An 18,369-nucleotide genomic window follows, 5' to 3' on the forward strand; every position below is an offset into this window, starting at 1 on the left:
GAACTCCTGACTCGGTGACTCCTGCCCTATTTACCTGCTGCTATTAATCCCTGGTTTGTATCCTTGTTGTTTCTATTAGCTAAACTCTCAAGGGTAGAGAGAAATTCATGCTCCAAATAAGGCTTAGTTAAATAAGAATTTGCCCCCAATTCATAAGCTAACTGACGATGTTTCTCTGCACTACGAGAGGTGAGGACAATAACTGGTTTTCTAGCAAGATCTCGGTTTTGACGGATATGGCTTAATAATTCAAATCCGTTCATCCTTGGCATTTCTAAATCAGAGATAATTACTTCAATTTCTGGATGTAGATGTAGTTGTTCTAAAGCCTCTACGCCGTTTTGAGCTTGTAATACTTGATATCCTGCTTTTTGCAAAGTGAGACAGAGAGTTTGCCGCAGACTAATAGCATCATCTACGACTAAAATTACTTTTGGTGATTGGCTATTTCCTAATACATTAGTGGTTAACTGTTTGTGGATATGAGTGGCAACTGTCTCTGGTAAAGCTTGTTGATTTTTTGGGGAAAGTGCCATCGGTAGAGACATGACATCCAATGTGGCTTGCATTTCTTTAGTATCAATAAGCAACGTACCATCAATAATTAAGATCAAGTTACCATTAGCCAAACTACTGCAACCATAAACATATTTTGGTGGAGTAATAGAATTTCCTAACGGTCTAATTACTAATTCTTGTTCTCCAATAATCTGATCAACTTCTATGCCTACCATACCATGATGGCGACGCAATAAAATGATGGGATTTTTCACCATTCCTGCTTCTGAATTATCTGATAGACCTTGCAGATTATTTCTACTCAAAACTGCGCCATTATAGTACATTAACCCTGCTAGTTTTTGGATATTGACCATCAATTCATCTTCATCTGTCCGCCAATATAAAAACTGTTTGCCTTCAAATTCTTTGATTTGTTGAGCAGAGGGAATAACTATTTTTTCAATACTATCTTGTAGTAAAGCGTAAATAACACCACCTGCTTGAACTAACATGAGTTTATCTGTAGTCATAGAGAAAGGAATTTTAAGAATAAATGTTGTTCCCTGCTGAGGTGATGATTGCACAGAAATTGAGCCGTTAAGTAATTGTATTTGGGTACGAACAATATCTAAACCCATCCCGCGTCCAGAAATTTCACTGACTTTCCCGGCTGTGGAAAATCCCGGAGCAAACATCATCTCTATTAATTCAGACTCGGTGAGGTGATGAACATAGTCTCCGTCATGATCATGGGGAATTAGATTAAGTTCTATGGCTCTGCTACGAACTTTTTCTAAGTTTAATCCTTGTCCATCATCATGGATTTCAATAACAGTTTGACTACCTTGATTGTAGGCAAAAATCTCAATAGTACCATCTGCTGATTTACCTCTTTCTCGGCGAATTTCTGGAGATTCAACGCCATGATCAAAAGAGTTGCGTACCAGTTGTAAAAGGGGATCATAGAGTTTTTCGGCGATCGCTTTATCAACCAGCACATCTGTACCAGTCAGTTTTAATTGTACCTGTTTTCCATAAACATTAGCTAGATTCTGCACCATTTGCGGAAAGCGACTCAGGATAGTTCCTAAAGGTAACATTCTCGCTTCTACCAAGTTATCTATAATATTTAAGGTTAAGGTTTGTTGTTTTTCCCCCATTTGAGCGGCTTGTTTCATCAGTAATTCTAGGGATTCAGAAGTTTCTTGGATTTGCAAAGTTTCTTCTATTGCTGAATGTAGTGTTAACTGAGACTCTGAATATACATCCATTTCTAAAGAATCAAAATTTACTGAACTCAGGGAATGGGTGTGATGAGATGAGACATTATTCCCTTGTAATGGTAAATCTCGTAATTGATATAAAGTCAACTGATGTTGGTTAAGTTGCTGACTTAATCTATCAATTAATTCTATGACTTGTTCATCATATAAAGTCCGTCTTTTTTGATATATGAGTAATTCACCTGTTAAATAATTAAGGCGTTGTAGTCCTTCCACATCTACCCGCACAAAGGAAGATTGACGAGAATTTCTATTAACCGCATCAGTCGTTTTTTCTTCTAATTGCTGACTAATTGCTGTATCATAGTCTGTAATTACCTCTTCACTAATTGCTGATGATGTTACACTTTCTAGATAAATATCATCTTGAACACCTTCTGTTGTTTCTATAATTGGTGTTGCAAATAAGTTATGATCAGGAGCTAAAATAGGCTCTCCTCCCCATATTGATTCCAGAAGATTATTATTTTCTTCGAGTAATGAGGAAGGAACTATTTCTTTGATCACTAGCAAATTTTGTAATTTAGGATGATCAAGCCAGTTTTTTTCTGCTTCTGTGACTGGTGGATAATTTTTATATTCTCTGCCCAATTCGCGGATTTGCTGTCTTAATTTCTTGATAATGGGGATAGCACTGTTATTTCGCTCAACAGTATATTGGAATTTAGCAATGGCTAAAAGAATAATTAAAATTACACCACGACGATGAAGACATAGAGATTTGCTATCTCCTAATTTTTCGATGCAGTAAAAAAATTGTTCTAGCCAATGTTCTAAATAATTGACGGGATATTTTTGAGTAGATGAAGGAATTAATAAAGATAGATTTAATTCTGATTCTGGTATTTCTCTGTAGTGATTAAACCAGCCAAAAATATAGCGAATGGTTTTCAAATAAACTTTGGCATGAACTGGTTTCAAAGGTTGATTATTTCCATTGCTAAGAGTAATTAAAAATTGATAAAATTCTGTTGTCGTATTAAAGAATGTATCAGCGAAAGATTGGTGTATAGATGCCAGAGATGACTCGGATTTTGGGACTGTTGTTAAAGAACTGGTTGTGATGACAGGAAACAAATCATCACTTGTAGTATTTACTAGTGCTTGCAATTCTAAAGATGGTGAACCCCCAGAAGTGCGATCGCCCCCTAAAACAGCTATTTGTGCTGCTTTTAAATCAGTGAAAGCGATTTTAGCAATTTCTCGTACCTTTTGAGGATTTGCATCTAAAGCCGCCATAATTGTGCGTGCCAATTTTTCCAATCCTGATAGATTTAAAGATTCTGCCAAGCCAATAAATACTTCGCTTTGAGAGTGGAGTAATTCACAAAATTCAGTATTATCTGGCGGATTAGTAAGAGCCTGATTCAGAATATCTAGGCGTTGTTTTACTCCTATTTCAAAAATAGATTTAACAATATCAAATCCTAACTCTTCCGATGTCGGAATATGGGGTTCTGCGCCAAAAGCATCACCTAACTTTTCCTGGATTTGGACAAATACTGTAGTAGCGCGGTTCAAAAGTTCATCAGCATTGATGTTGCTGTTAGTAACTTCTGCTGTCACTGCTAATTGTAGACATTCATACCCTTGAATAAGTAAGGTTTGTAATTCACTATCAATGACAACATTAGGATTATATAAAGCCTTAAATATATCTTCTAAAGAATGGGCAATTGTCATGATGGTATCGAGTCCAACATTTGCTGCCCCACCCTTAATTGTATGGGTTGCCCGCATTAAATTATGTATTTTAGCTGTACCAGAACTTTCAACTAAAGTATATAAATCTTGTTCAATAGTTTGTAATAATTCCGGTGCTTCGCCCAGAAAATAGGCATAGCCTTGTTCACGAATTGCTGCATCTGTAATCATAATTTTAGATTTTAGATTTTAGTAATTATTTTAAATCAGGAGTTCAGGAGTTCAGGAGGAAGGAAGAAGAAGGAAGGAAGAAGAATATAATTTTCTCCCCTATTCCCTATTCCCTGTTCCCTGTTCCCTGTCACCTGTCACCTGTCACCTGTCACCTACTTACTTGACCTTAAACTTACTAGCAGTTGCTAATAAATCTTGCGCCATTCCGGTTAAGCTTTGGAAGACATTGGCAATTTCTTGGGATTCTCCAAAGGTTTTGTTAGCGATTTCTGCCACATCATTCATAGATTTAGTAACTGTACCAGATTGCTGCATTTGGATTTGGGTGGCTTCGGTAATGCGTTCAATTAGTTGACTAATTTCCGCAGTGGCAAACACAATGGCATTAAGATTTTGGCGAGTTTCATTAACTAAGTTTGTTCCTTCGACAACTTGCTGAATCCCGGTTTCCATTGCTACAGCAACTTCCCCAGTTTCCGCTTGAATCTCCTGAACTAATTTTTCAATTTCGATAGTTGCGGCTGCTGACTGACGGGATAAAGAACGGACTTCATCAGCTACCACTGCAAAACCTTTACCGTATTCACCGGCTCTAGTGGCTTCAATCGCTGCATTGAGGGCGAGAACGTTGGTTTGAGTCGCAAAGCTACTAATCAAATTTACCACTTTGGAGATTTTTTGCGATGATTCACTCAGACGTTTAATTTTTTTGCTGGTTTGAGCTACGGTTTCTCGAATGGCTTGAATAGCATTAACAGTTTCATTCATGGCGGTATCGCCAGAATCTACCGTTTTGTTGGCTTGTTGAACAGCTATTTGCACTAATTGGGCGTTGTTAACTACCGCTTGGGTAGAGTTTAGCATCTGTTGTAAATCACCTAAAGCCTTAGTGATTTCCCCTGATTGTTGTTCAGCGAGGTGAGTCAATCCCACCAGGGAGTTACTACTATTACTGGAGGTTTGGGCTACCTGTTGAGAAGCTGTTTGTACCTGAATAACGATCTGCTGTAGTGCTTGTACAGTCCCGTTATAAGCATCCGCAATTGTTCCTATTTCATCTTCGGTAATGGGGGCGCGAACTGTCAAGTCTCCTTTGAGGGCAGGTTTAAGGGCAATTAGCAGTTGAATGGAACGCTGTTGGAGTAGTTCTTTGGCTGCTTTTTCTCTGTTGGCTGCTTCTGAGAGTTTGGCTGATTGGTTTTGTAGTTGTTGTAAGAATTCTGTTTGTTGTAAGGCTAATCCTAATTGATCACCAATCCGCGCTAATAGGTTGGTTTCGGATTCTTGCCAATGACGGGTACGGTCGTTTTGATAAACTGCCAATAATCCCCAGAGTTTTTCGCCAAATAGGATGGGGACGATCGCATAGGCTTTGGCTTCAAATCCTTCGAGGATTTCAATGTAGCAAGTATCAAAGCTGGCTTGATAAATGTCGCTGACTATTAATTTGTTACCTTTTTTATAATCACCACCGTTCATGGCTTGCAAACAAGGGTCGTCAAAGGCGGTTTTTAGTTCGGATGTAACTAGTTTGATCCAACCTGGGGCTACTGATTCGGCGACAAAATGACCACCCCAGTCCGAGGTGAATTTATAGACTGCGGCGCGATCGCATTTCAATAGTTGGCGAATATCATGGGTAGTAGATTTGAGAATTTCTTCAATTCCTGATGTTAAAGATTGACGAATTTGGTTAACAATCTTGGAGAAGGTTTTTTCCTGTTCAACTATTTGAGCGATTTTTGCGGATTGTTGTCGTAATCTATCTAAATAATCAACTTGGGATTTAGCCAAGCTAAATTGCAATCCTATTTGAGTTAAAAAGTTGGCTTCTGAAGGTTGCCATGTACGGGGTGCAGAATTTTGATAGGCTGCTAATAAGCCCCATAATTTTTCTTCAAAAAAGATGGGTACGATCATATAGGCTTTCACTTCAATCTGCTCTAAAATTTCTAGGTGACATTGAGCATGACCAGCTTGATAGATATCATTAACAACGAAGGTTTCTCCTTTAGCATATCTACCACCTTGAGTTTCTTGGAGGTGGGTATCTTCCCAAACCATTTGGAAGTCACGTGTCACTGTTTTTGTCCAACCATTACCCACTGATTCGGCGATAAATTTACCACCCCAATCAGGGTTAAATTGGTAGACTCCAACGCGATCGCATTGCAAAGCCTGACGAACTTCCTGGGTAGTTGTTTTGAATATTTCTTCTACATCTAAGGATTGACGAATGCGATTCACAATCCTATTAATAGCTTTTTCCTGTTCAGCCCGTTGCGCTAGTTCTTCGGATTTAGATTCTACTGTTTGTAGATAATCTATCTGGGTTTTAGCCAGACTAAATTGCAAACTTACCTGAGATAAAAAGCTAATTTCTGAAGATTGCCATTCACGAGGTGCAGAATTTTGATAAGCCGCCAACAAACCCCATAATTGATCACCAAAGAAAATTGGGACATTGATATAAGCTTTGGCTTGAAACTGCTCCAATAATTCTAAATAGCAAGGAGTAATATTGGCTTGATAGATATCATTTACCGCTATGGTCTCCCCTTTGGCAAACCGCGCTCCTTTGGTTTCTTGAAGGTAAGTATCTTCGATAATATCTTTAATGTCTGTATTTACTAATTTTCCCCAACTATTGCTTACTGATTCTGTAACAAACTTACCGCTAAAATCTGGATGAAATTGATAAACAGCCACCCGATCACATTGTAAAACTTGACGCAGTTCCTGGGTGGCAATTTTCAAGATTTCTCCCATGTTCAAAGACTGCTGGATTCGGTTAATAATCTTAGTTAAAGCCTTTTGTTGTTTGGTAATCTGAGTTAATTGTTCAGTTTGTCTTTGTACTTTTCCTAGATATTCTCCTTGGGAAACAGCTACACCAAATTGTGAACCAATCTGATTTAAAAAGCTGACTTCCCAATCTTGCCATTCCCGCGCTCCAGTATTTTGATAAGCTGCTAATAAACCCCACAATTTTTCCCCGGAGAAGATGGGAGAAATGATATAAGCTTTGGCTTCAAGCTGTTCTAAAATATCAATGTGACATTGGGCTAAACCTATTTTATAGGTGTCATTAACGACAAAGGTTTCCCCCTGGGCATATCTACCACCTTTGGTTTCTTGAAGGTGGGTGTCTTCCCAAACCATTTTATAACCAGGGGTGACAACTTTCACCCAATTATTTCCCACAGCTTCGGAAACAAATTGACCACTCCAATCATCACTAAAACGATACACCCCGACACGATCGCATTTCAATAGTTGGCGGATTTCTTGAGTGGTTGTTTGAAAGATTTTTTCGACATCTGGCTGTTGTAAAATCTTGGTAATAACTTTCGCTGCTGACTGCTTGGCTAGGGAAGATTGTTTGAGTTCTTTTTGTAATTTAAATCCCTGAAACCTGTAAGTAATTTCTGTGGTAATTTGTGATAAAAGTGTGGTTTCTGTTTCTTGCCATTGTCGAGGTGTGCTACAGCTATGAACTACCAATAAACCCCATACTTTACCATCAACAAAAATAGGTAAGCTTAAACTAGCTCTGACTTGAAATTTTTCCAGTAGTTGCTTTTGGTAGGGGGTAACTTGAATTTGACTAATATCGTCAATAATTACAGGTTCTAAATAATCTGCACTGGTATAAACACCAAAGACAATAGCCGCCAGAGTTTCATTAATCCCAGGTGTCCAACCAGTGCTTCTTGATTCAGCTAAAACGGTTCCAGTATCATCAGTGTTAAACTGATAAATTAAGACGCGATCGCATACTAACTTAACTTTAATTTCTGCTACAGTTACAGATAATAACTTCTCCAAATCCCCAACTTGGCGCATTTTAGCAGTTATCTCTTGAAACCGCTGTCTCCAGATTTTAAATTCCTGGGCAATTAAACTTTTACTAGATGCATCATAATTAAATCCATTCCCATTGTCTTTTTTCTTTTCTTCATTCTGTGCTGTACTAAAAATGTTTCTACCATCTTCATTTGGGTTCTGATATAAAGTTGTCATGCTACTAACCTCAATAATTGTAGTAAAGTATAGGTAATTGGTGAAAACTATTCTTCTTCCTTCTTCCTTCTTCCTCCTGACTGCTGACTGTTTATTTAACTATGTGTTGTCCACATAGAAGTTTGCAGCATTGCTGAAGCATCCAAATTAAAAATCATTTGTTCAGAATCACTAATGAAATACCCCTGCAAAAAAGGTATCATTTCTGGATAAAAAACCTCCCCAGATGGTTGTTTGATTTGCTGGGTATCTAACCAATCAATATCTATGAGTTGACGGATTAAAATTCCCAAATACTTGCCTTCATGTTCTACCACTAATGCCATCATTTTAGAGAGAAAACTTGACCCTTGTAAAAGTGGTGGATAACCTAACATTTCTTCCAAGTCAACCAACCACAACATTTCCCCCCGCCAATTATAAATACCGACAACACAATTAGGCATTTGGGGAACACCACATATTTCCGTCAGTGGTATTTGTACAACTTCTGTAATTTGTTCTAGGGGAATTACTGCTGTATCCCTGACTCCTAAAGAAAAGCTTAAAAATTTTTGTTTGGTTTCCAAAATTAATTCCCCCCCACCCTCAATAATTCTTTTTAGCCCCTAAAAATGTAGATTGCTTTACCGAAGGGGTAAAGATTTCTGCAAATTAAATTTTAAATCTAAAATCTAAAATTCGGTGACTAACCCACAATCCATCATTTAATCAATCTTTTTAAAGTCAGGACTAATTCTTCCTTATCTACTGGTTTAGCTAAATAAGCATCAGCACCTAACATATTCCCCCACATTTTATCCACATCACTGCTTTTAGTAGAGCAAAAAACTACAGGAATATTACTAGTTTCAGCATTATTTTTTAACTCCCGACAAACTTCAAAGCCGCTTTTACCAGGCAAAATTACATCCAAAACTATTACATCCGGTTTACTCCTACTTATTTTATCTTGTGCTTCTTCACTACCGTTCGCACAAACAACGAAATAACCAGCCTGTTGTAAGTATTTACTGATAACTTCCATATCAGTTAAGCCATCTTCCACCACTAGAACCGTACTCATGATAATTACCTATTGAGTTCTTTTCAGAATGTTAACAAAAACAGCAAATATCCAATTATACAGATCAAATAAACACTTTTTGATGTTTTATTTTACTCACGTAATAAATTGTATACACTTTCCTCCGTCACAACTGCATATCTAGCAGAGATTAGCATACCTAATCACAAATTTTAGCTGTGATAAATCATTCTTACAAAGATTTAATGCTGGTTGTAACCAACAAAATAATCGAGAGTTAACATTGTTAATCTTAACACTATTTTATTCTGACTATCTCCGTAGAAATTATGAATTTTTCGATAAATATCTGAATAACAGAGTCGGTAACTACTAACCATCATGTAAGTTCTCATCAATAGCTTCTAAATTAGGATCATGATTATTGTTTGATAAATTGGGGACGCGTAAATATTTACGGATTACATTCATGACCCGATCTGCTACGATTGGCTTAGAAATAAAGTCTGTAGAGCCGACAACTCTAGCCCTAACTCTATCTACTAAACCATCATTACCAGTTAATATAATTACTGGTGTCTCCGCAAAAGCGGAAATTCTGCGTAATTGTGTACAGATTTCATAGCCACTGGCTATGGGCATAATCAAATCTAAGAAAATTAAATCTGGCTTTTTTTGGATGATAATAGGTAAAGCTTGGATAGCGTCTTGGATTTTAAGAAATCTCAGTCCGTGACGGGTCATAATTTCTTCTAAGATGTTACAAACCTGGGGACTGTCATCTACACAGGCTATTAATGGAGGAGATTGATTTCTGGGTTGTCTACCAGTGGAACTATTAGATTCAACTGTTAAGGGTAAATCAGGTACTGAAACTAACTCAATAATGCCTTTAAGGATATAGGGAAGTAGGGAACGTGCTACAGGCATGACATCTTGTTTCATTCTGATGCTTAACTCCCGTAATGTGAATTGACCATTAATTAAACTCACAAAATTTTTATATACAGATGGATTGACCATTTGCTGTAGTTGTTCTGGTCGCCGCAGGACTGGCGCTAAATTAGGAGAAATATTTGCTAATCCAGCTTGTGACCAAATTGACCAGGCATCTCGCATTTGTTTAATGGACATATCTGCATTCGTGAAGCTCATAGGCATTTCTAATATAATTCTCTGACTGTAACTACAAGTAACAGCGGCAAAACCTAGTTCCCGAGCTAGATCAAAAAATAATTCGGCTATAGTGTTTTCAACAATGGCATGAATTTTTTCTCTCTGGATTTTTTGTCTTTTGTATAAAATGTCTATGAGATTATAATCCCAATAGTCAATGGCTATATCTTGATAACTACAGCGGATTTTCGTGATATCAATATCAGGACAATATTGAGCCATGTTTCTGCGCCAACGCCTGAAGGGATGATCACTACCTGTAGCCCATACTATTCTGCCCAAACGATAATAGAAAGTCCATTGTCGTCCTTGAGAACTCTTGATATTTAGTTGTCCGTTGTATTGGACTTGAGTACACTTTTTAAATTCATGGAATAGGTTTTGCGCTTCTGTTGCTTCTGGCTTGGTCATCATGCTTTCCCTGAAAATTTATTGATTAAGTATTTATAAAAATCCATGCTTGGCTTCTTTTACGAGCCTTTGACAATTTAATTGGGAGGATTAATACCTGTGCCAACTTTCTAAATATAGATATGCAACCCAATAAAATCCTTACGATATCAATAGGGTTTCAGACGTTTGGTGAAGGTCTTGGAGGATTCCACACAAATGTAATTTAGCTTTTGTGGTTATGTAACATGACTCGATATTTAGAGTAGTAGTAAGTATTAAAAAGTCCCAGATTGATTTAGCGGTATGCAATTAACCATCTGTTTTATTTACTCAATAGTCCTATGATATCATACTCATTTTGTCTATGATCCTATATCAGTAAGAACGCTTATTTTCAGAGTAGAAGAATCAATAGGTAATTATCAATTACCCATTTTTAATTCTGTTTTGCCCTGTTGGTAACTTTAGTAGTTAACTATTCTGATTGTAGCTGTTTGCAGCTAGTCGAAGATTACCGTGATGGGCTGCTAATAGTTTTTTACCTGCTTCTTGGTCTAACTTAGTCCAGTGTATTAATAATGCTAATTTAACCCATTTACCGCTATTTTCTAGTAAAAGACCAGCGGCTTCTCGACTTAAACCGGTGAGGTCTTGTAAGATGCGTAAAGCGCGATCGCGTAATTTTTGATTAGTGACAGCAACATCAACCATGCGATTCCCATAGACTTTACCTAGTTTCACCATTACCCCCGTCGAGAGAGTATTCAAGACTAATTTGGTCACTGTTCCTGCTTTCAAGCGAGTAGAACCTGCTAAAACTTCTGGACCTGTCAACAACCGAATGTCAATATCAGCTTCAATAGTAACTTGTTCGGCGGGAACACAGGCGATAAAAATAGTCTTAGCTCCCCGTTGACGCGCTGCATTAATGGCACCGTGAACAAAAGGAGTTGTTCCCCCAGCAGTAATACCGACAACTACATCCAATTGGGTAATTTGTCGTTGAGCGATCGCACTTTCCCCATCTTCAGACCGATCTTCCAAATCCTCGGAACTGCGGACTAATGCTCCCGCACCACCAGCAATAATCCCTTGTACCAATTCTGGGGAAGTACAGAAAGTAGGTGGACACTCAGCAGCATCCAATACTCCTAATCTCCCACTGGTCCCTGCACCCACATAAAATAAACGCCCACCTTGATGTAGTCTTTCTGCTGTGCAGTCAATAGCTGCTGCTAACTGAATCTTCGCCGCTGCTACTGCTGCTACTGCTTTTTGGTCTTCGCTATTAAATAACTCCACCAGTTCCAAGGAGTTGAGTTGGTCTAAATTAATACTATTAGGATTAACTTGTTCGGTGAGTAAATGCCCGCGTTCCTGAAAATTTGTCATTTGTTATTTGTTAGTTTTTATTTACCCATAATGACCAATGACCAATGATCAATGACCAATGACTAATTATAATAAACCTTCCAGTTTGCGCCGAATACTGTCTAAATCAGAATTAGCAACTTCTGGCGCAGATGGACTGTAAGATAAAAAGTCCTCATCAGTATCCTCTATTTCTGGTTCAGCTTGCCAATCAGTTTGTTCAACATTCGTTTCCGGTGGCAATACTAATTCACTATTTTCCGCCACAATTTCCCAGATATAGCCAGTGCTTTCGCAAAATTCCCTAATATCATCAGCATTCATCATTTCCACTGTCGGGACAGCAAAGTCCTGCGCTTCTAACATTAAAGCAAAGCGGGTGGCATCATCCTCCGACTCAAACATGAGGATTTTATTCCCTTTCATCCCTTGAGCATTGCTAATCCGAATGCTGTGAATCCCCTCATTATCAGTGCCAGCATTGAACATTAGTACAAAAACACGCATTGTCTATCCTTTGATCAGTTCTCTAATTTATCTTAAAGTTCAATCACTGTATATAGCAATCCTAAATAGGGGTTGCGGAAAAGTCATCTGTGAGAGCTAGAAGTATGGCTAAGGCCACGCTGCGCTATCAGGAGGATTTAAAAGAAGTTATAGGTCCGTTGACCCAAGAATCCCCGGTCTGTCTAAAGATACGGGGAGGTGTCAATTTCCCAATTATCCCGTTATACTCTCTAAGAGTTCAACGTAAAATTGTGTCTATATTCATTTATCAGGAAGAACGCCGAAAACCTTGAAAACGTGGCTTCCTGAGTCAGCCACATTTGGGCTTTAGACAAGGGATGAAGGCTAGAGGCTTTCCTTTATCCTGCATTGACGTTAATTTGAAAATTTGAAATAATTTCAAATTTTCATCATTCGTGATACAATTGAATTGTCACTAAAGACATAAAAAGCTACCGAGGGACTCTCGGAAAGTTACGCTTGTCAGATATGATTTCGCCCGCCAGGGCCAACGAAATCAGGGCAAGAACCCAAATATTTAAGGAACCCTGCCTGAAACTGGGATAACTGAGGGATATAGACTGAAACTCTCTATAGAATCTCCGCGATTTTAGACGCGGAGAGTGTCAAATTTCTAGTACGGTGGATAAGCTTGAGGATTATCCAGTGTCAGTAATTAGTGTTTTGCCAGATATCTGGTAATCAAAGCGTGCAAACCTATGTCTAACTCTCCTAGTCAAAATTCTCGTCCCGTTAATTTTATGACTAATCGTCTATGGTGGACGATAATTGGTCGTGCTGGCTTAGGTATAGGTGCTTTGTTATTATTAGGAATTATTGGTGGTGTTTGGCGATTAAAAAGTTTTGTTGATCACGATTTAGTACCATTAGCAACCCAAGGTCTTACTAATACTCTCAATCGTCCAGTGAAATTGGGAGCAGTTAAATCCTTTTCCCTGACTGGTGTTCAGTTTGCCGCTTCGGAGATTCCTGCTACACCGACAGATCCAGATCGGGTAAATGTCAGGGCAGTAGATGTAGGATTTGATATTTGGAAGTTAGTTATTAACCGCAATCTTCGATTGGATGTAACTTTAATTAATCCAGATGTTTATGTTGAGCAGGATAGGCAGGGAAGCTGGTTAACGACTACTATCGCTCCACCTACTGAGGCAGGACTGATTAAAACCGATTTAGATAAATTGCGGTTTCGGGATGCAAATTTGGTATTAGTACCGAAAGTTAGTGAAGGGGCAAAAATTTCCTTACCAGTCCCAGTAAGATTTTCTGGGGTTAATGGCACGGCTCAACTCTTCTTAGATAAAAATCGCCTAATTAAGTTGGACTTGGCTGGTAAGGCTGTCAGTGGGGGTGGTATTACCATTGTTGGCGATTTAATTCCTGAGAAAACTTTAGCTGGGGATTTTCGACTCAAAGCTGAAAATCTTCTGGCCGCAGATATTACTCGGATTGTAACTTTACCACTGGTTTTACAAACTGGTAAGGTTAATGGTGATTTGCGAATTAAGGTGATACCAAAGCAGAAAACCTTACTTTATGGCAATATGGCTCTAGAAGGCGTGACGGTGCAAATTCCCAATCTGCCCCAATTGCTCAATAATAGTCAAGGAAATCTCAGTTTTGATGGATTGTTAATTAAATTAGATCATATAGTTACAAATTACGGCAAGATTCCGTTAACAGCATCGGGTACTATTGACCAGCAAGCAGGATTTAATTTAAAAGGGCGTGTAAATGCGGTAAGTTTAGCTAATGCCCAAACAACGCTCAAGGTAAAGTTACCATTTCCGGTGAGTGGTATAGCTCAAGCTGATTTACAGATAGTAGGGAGAATTTCTCAACCTGTATTGTCCGGTAATGTGAGGACGTTGAAAACTGCCCAAATTGATAAAGTTGATTTTGGGCAAGTTAGTAGTAAATTTGAGCTTATTAGTAGTCAATCTCTCCTGAAAATTACAGATATCCAAGGTAAAACTACTTATGGCGGTGAGGTTAAGGGAGGGGGGATAATCAAAGTCGGTGAAGTATCGGCACTGGATTTGCAGTTACAGGCCGAAAATCTGCCTGGGGATGCGATCGCTCAAGTATATAATATCAAAACAGGCTTCCCCATTGGCCTGATCACAGCCACCGCGGAATTGAAGGGTGTGGCTACTGATACTCAAACTGTAGTTAAATGGCAAGCGCCTCAAGCCAAATACCCAGTCACGGGGACAAGTATTATTCATAGCGATCGCACAGTTTCCTTTAGTGATATAGTTGCTAAGGTTGGTGGTGGTATAGTTACTGGTAGTGGTAGTTATAGTTATGATAGCAAGCGTTGGCAAGCTTTAACTCAAGCTAGTAAAATCCAATTAACATCTTTGGTTGACCAAAAACAGCAGGAAAATATTGCTTTGGCTGGGGCGGAATTTAACGGTAGTTTGCGTTTATCAGGAAATTCCTCGCCATTTCAAATAGAAACAATTATTCCTGAAAATGCCAATGTCAACATTGCCGGTGGCACAGTCAATATTTCCCAAATCCAATTAAATAACCAAAATTTTACCGCTTTATTGCGAGGAAAAGATTTACGGTTAGGAACAATTTTCAAACAAGCTAACCCAATTTTAAATAATTCCCTATCAGGTAATTTTATGATTACCAGTAACAGGGAAAATTTCAGTCTAAAAACCTTTTCTGGAATCGGTGAAGCCTTTTTATCTATTGGTAAAGAGACAATTAAAGCTGTTAATATTCAAGTAGCAGAAGGTAGCTATCAAGCAAAAATCCAAGCTGATAATATACCTTTAACAAAACTCGTAGGTGACCAGGGACTGCGCCCAGAAATGCGGGGAATGATCACCGGTCAATTGCAAGTAGCGGGTTCGGTGGAATCATTTCAACCAGAAACTATTCAAGGAGAAGGGAAAGGCTATTTAAAATTACCTAGTGGTATAGTTAAAGCCTCGGAGATTCAACTGAATAATGGTCATTATCAAGCCTTGTTAGCTACTTCAGGTTTGCAATTAAAGCCTTTTAATCAGCAATTAAAAGGACAGTTGGGAGGAAAGTTGCAAGTATCGGGAACTCTAGCTGCTCCCACATTAGCAGATGTGGCTGCTGTTGGTCGGGTGCGGTTGAGTCAAGGTTTATCAGGTATGGATACACCTATTCAAGCTGATATTGGTTGGAATGGAGAAAAGCTAACTATTGATGGTTATAATAGTGCCAATTTTCAAGCTAATAGTCCAACAGCGCTCGCTATAAAAGGTTATTTATTAGCTAATGTTAAGAAATCGGGTGTTCCAGAAATTACTGATGTTAATTTGAATATCCAGGCTAAAAATTATAGTCTGGAAGGCTTGCCAGTGCAACTACCGGATCTTGTTGATATGGCTGGCAGATTGGATTTTAGCGGACAGGTGACAGGAAAACCTACTGCTCCAAATATTACAGCTAAATTAGGGTTACGCAATTTGAAAGTTCAGGAATTTGCTTTTGAGCCATTATTGACTGGTAACTTAAATGCTGTATCAGGACAGGGGTTGAGTTTAGATGTTGCTGGTGTCAAGGAACGTATCGCAGTTAATTTAGACGGTAATAATCGCCCGAAATCCTTTTTAGTTCAGTGGCAACAAGCATTGTTATCAGGTGCGGCAACAGGATCTGATTGGGATATAAATGTGACTAATTTTCCTTTAAAAGCTTTAAATATAGCTTTATCGGCAAATGCTCCTTTAAGTCCAGGAGGAGTGAGAGGATTATTAACAGGGAATTTGCAAATTAATTCCCAGACATTAGCTACAACGGGAAATATAGCCATTGAAAAACCGGAACTGGGGAGAATTAAAGGCGATCGCTTTACAACCCAACTCCGCTATAATAACAACACATTCATCCTCAGTGATAGCGAACTTCGCAAAGATGAAAGTAGATATACCTTTGCTGCTAACATCAAACCTTGGGCAAAGAAACCGCAACTGCGAGCAAATATTAAGATTGACAAAGGCAATATTCAAGACATTCTCACCGCAGCACAGATCTTTGATATTCAAGACTTCCAGCGGGGTTTAAACCCACCTATCTACGGCAAATCTGTGGATTTAACCACCCAATCTCAAGGCTTACCATTAGAGTCTTTATTTAACCAAATACAACGATTATCAGAAATTAATGCCCTACTAAATACCCAAAAACAAAAACGATTAGATACTCAACCTATCCCAGAATTAAGAGACTTAAAGGGGATTTTGAATGGTGACATTTCCATTAATACTGCCACAACGGACGAACCAAGAATAAAATTTAATTTCCAGGGACAAAATTTTACCTGGGGGAACCCAACAGAACCAAACCGCTTTTATCGTGTCGAAAAAATCATAGCTGAAGGTGGTTTTACAGAAGGAACTTTGCGGTTACAACCTTTACGAATTCAATCGGAAAACAAGTTAATTGCCTTTACAGGTTACGTTAGTGGTAAAACCCAATCAGGTAAATTAACAGTTGAAAACTTTCCCATTCAGCGATTTAATAATTTCGTGAAACTGCCGCTGGGAATTACAGGTAAGCTAAAACTTAATGCAGCCATAGCAGGTAGTATTGCTAATCCTCAAGCTACAGGAGAATTAAACATTACAGAAGGAACAATTGATAAAAAACCAGTGGAATCAGCTAATGCTAGTTTCAGTTATGCGAATGGACGTTTAAACTTTGGTAGTCAGGTACTAGGAGTAGGGGCTGAACCTGCAAATATTGATGGTAGTATTCCCTATACTTTACCCTTTGCTTCTGCAAAATTGGACAGTGACAAAGTTACTTTAAATATCAACATCAAAAATGAAGGTTTGACACTTTTAAATCTCTTTACTAATGAGATAGCTTTTGAACAGGGACAAGGAGAATTAGATTTAAAAGTTCGAGGAACTAGAAAACAACCTTTCGTGAAAGGAACTGCTTCTCTTGATAATGCCACCTTTAGCGCCCAAGCCTTACCAGGAAAGTTAACCAATGTGAATGGTAAAGCAATTTTCGATTTAACTCGTGTGTTTATCAAAAATCTCGAAGGTAAATTTAGCAATGGTAAAGTGGAAGCTGTGGGAGAATTGCCAATTGCTAATAGTAAAAATGTGCAACTAGATATTCCCTTAATGGTTAATTTAAGACAATTATCTTTAAATCTTAAGGAATTATATCAAGGGGGTGCTAATGGTGATTTAAAAATTACTGGTTCTCTTATCCAACCAATAATTGGCGGCAATATAGAATTATTTAATGGTCAAGTATTATTAGCAGAATCTAAAGATGAAAATTCATCATCTGCGAAAATTAATAACCTCAATCAACTAGATACAGGAGGTAAAATTACTAAGTTAAATGATTTAAAATTAAGATTGGGCAACAATATCCAAATTTCCAAACCACCAGTGTTCAAGTTCCAAGCTTCTGGAGATGTAACTGTTAATGGTTCTTTGGATGAACCCATACCAGAGGGAACGATTAAGTTAACTAAAGGTGCAGTGAATTTATTTACCACCCAACTAAATCTAGCAAAAGGTTATCCACAAACTGCTACTTTTAGTCCGCGTCAACCCCGTGACCCTGATTTGAATATTCGCCTATTTGCGAAGGTTCTAGACATAACTCAAAATAGTGATCTTAGTAGACAAGGTTCTCTAGGTTTAGCAGGTTTAGAAACGGTGCGAGTAGAAGCTAGTATTAATGGTTTAGCTAGTCAAATTAATGATAACTTGCAATTAAAAAGTAATCCTTCCCGTTCAGAAACACAAATTGTCACTTTGCTAGGAGGTGGATTTGTGGATAATCAAGGACGTGGTGATAGTACCCTGGGTTTAATTAATATTGCTGGTTCGGCTGTTTTCAGTAATTTCCAAGGTGCATTTAATGAAATTGGTGATGCTTTTGGTTTAAGTGAATTGCGAATATTTCCTACTATTCTGTCTGAAAGACCAGAAGCAGGGAGAAATAACTCATCTTTAGAATTAGCTTTGGAAGCGGGAATTGATATTTCTGCAAAATTCTCTATTTCTACTATTAAAATCCTCACGGCAAATGATCCTTTAAAATGGGGGGTTAATTACCGCATAAATAATCAATTCCGTGTGCGTTCTTCTACTAATTTAACTGATGATAGTCGGGCTGTAATTGAATTTGAAAGAAAGTTTTGAGGAATTGAGGAGTCAGGAGAAA

The 18,369-nt window shown here is 38.2% G+C and carries 8 protein-coding genes; 1 reads left to right on the forward strand and 7 read right to left on the reverse strand.

Going from position 1 to position 18,369, the window contains the following annotated elements:
* Positions 1 to 26: 26 nt before the first annotated feature.
* The 7 genes from PN471_RS10690 to PN471_RS10720 all read right to left on the reverse strand — a co-directional run bounded on the left by PN471_RS10690 (position 27) and on the right by PN471_RS10720 (position 12,159).
* A complete protein-coding gene (locus PN471_RS10690) occupies positions 27 to 3,659 on the reverse strand; it encodes a hybrid sensor histidine kinase/response regulator (protein ID WP_271776833.1) in 3,633 nt (1,210 codons plus the stop codon).
* Between the two features lie 159 nt (positions 3,660 to 3,818).
* Positions 3,819 to 7,685, reverse strand: coding sequence for a GAF domain-containing protein (locus PN471_RS10695; protein ID WP_271776834.1), 3,867 nt, complete (start codon positions 7,683 to 7,685; stop codon positions 3,819 to 3,821).
* 95 nt (positions 7,686 to 7,780) lie between these two features.
* Positions 7,781 to 8,254: a chemotaxis protein CheW gene (locus tag PN471_RS10700; protein WP_271776835.1), complete on the reverse strand. Its 474-nt coding sequence runs from the start codon at positions 8,252 to 8,254 to the stop codon at positions 7,781 to 7,783.
* Between the two features lie 134 nt (positions 8,255 to 8,388).
* The gene (locus tag PN471_RS10705) at positions 8,389 to 8,751 is read right to left on the reverse strand and encodes a response regulator transcription factor (RefSeq protein ID WP_271776836.1); all 363 of its coding nucleotides are present in this window, start codon (positions 8,749 to 8,751) and stop codon (positions 8,389 to 8,391) included.
* Positions 8,752 to 9,084: 333 nt separating this feature from the next.
* Positions 9,085 to 10,299: a response regulator gene (locus PN471_RS10710; RefSeq protein WP_271776847.1), complete on the reverse strand. Its 1,215-nt coding sequence runs from the start codon at positions 10,297 to 10,299 to the stop codon at positions 9,085 to 9,087.
* 453 nt (positions 10,300 to 10,752) lie between these two features.
* Positions 10,753 to 11,673 carry an N-acetylmuramic acid 6-phosphate etherase gene (gene murQ / locus PN471_RS10715; protein WP_271776837.1) on the reverse strand — a complete coding sequence of 307 codons (921 nt, stop codon included), beginning with the start codon at positions 11,671 to 11,673 and terminating at the stop codon, positions 10,753 to 10,755.
* A 66-nt stretch (positions 11,674 to 11,739) separates the two neighbouring features.
* Positions 11,740 to 12,159: a DUF3110 domain-containing protein gene (locus tag PN471_RS10720; protein ID WP_271776838.1), complete on the reverse strand. Its 420-nt coding sequence runs from the start codon at positions 12,157 to 12,159 to the stop codon at positions 11,740 to 11,742.
* 719 nt (positions 12,160 to 12,878) lie between these two features.
* Between PN471_RS10720 and PN471_RS10725 the strand changes: the two genes are divergently transcribed.
* Complete coding sequence (locus PN471_RS10725; protein WP_271776839.1) at positions 12,879 to 18,347, forward strand: translocation/assembly module TamB domain-containing protein; 5,469 nt, start codon at positions 12,879 to 12,881, stop codon at positions 18,345 to 18,347.
* Positions 18,348 to 18,369 lie beyond the last annotated feature (22 nt).

Origin of the sequence: Aphanizomenon sp. CS-733/32 (assembly GCF_028330045.1) — a bacterium.
Taxonomy (GTDB): Bacteria; Cyanobacteriota; Cyanobacteriia; order Cyanobacteriales; family Nostocaceae; genus Dolichospermum; species Dolichospermum gracile.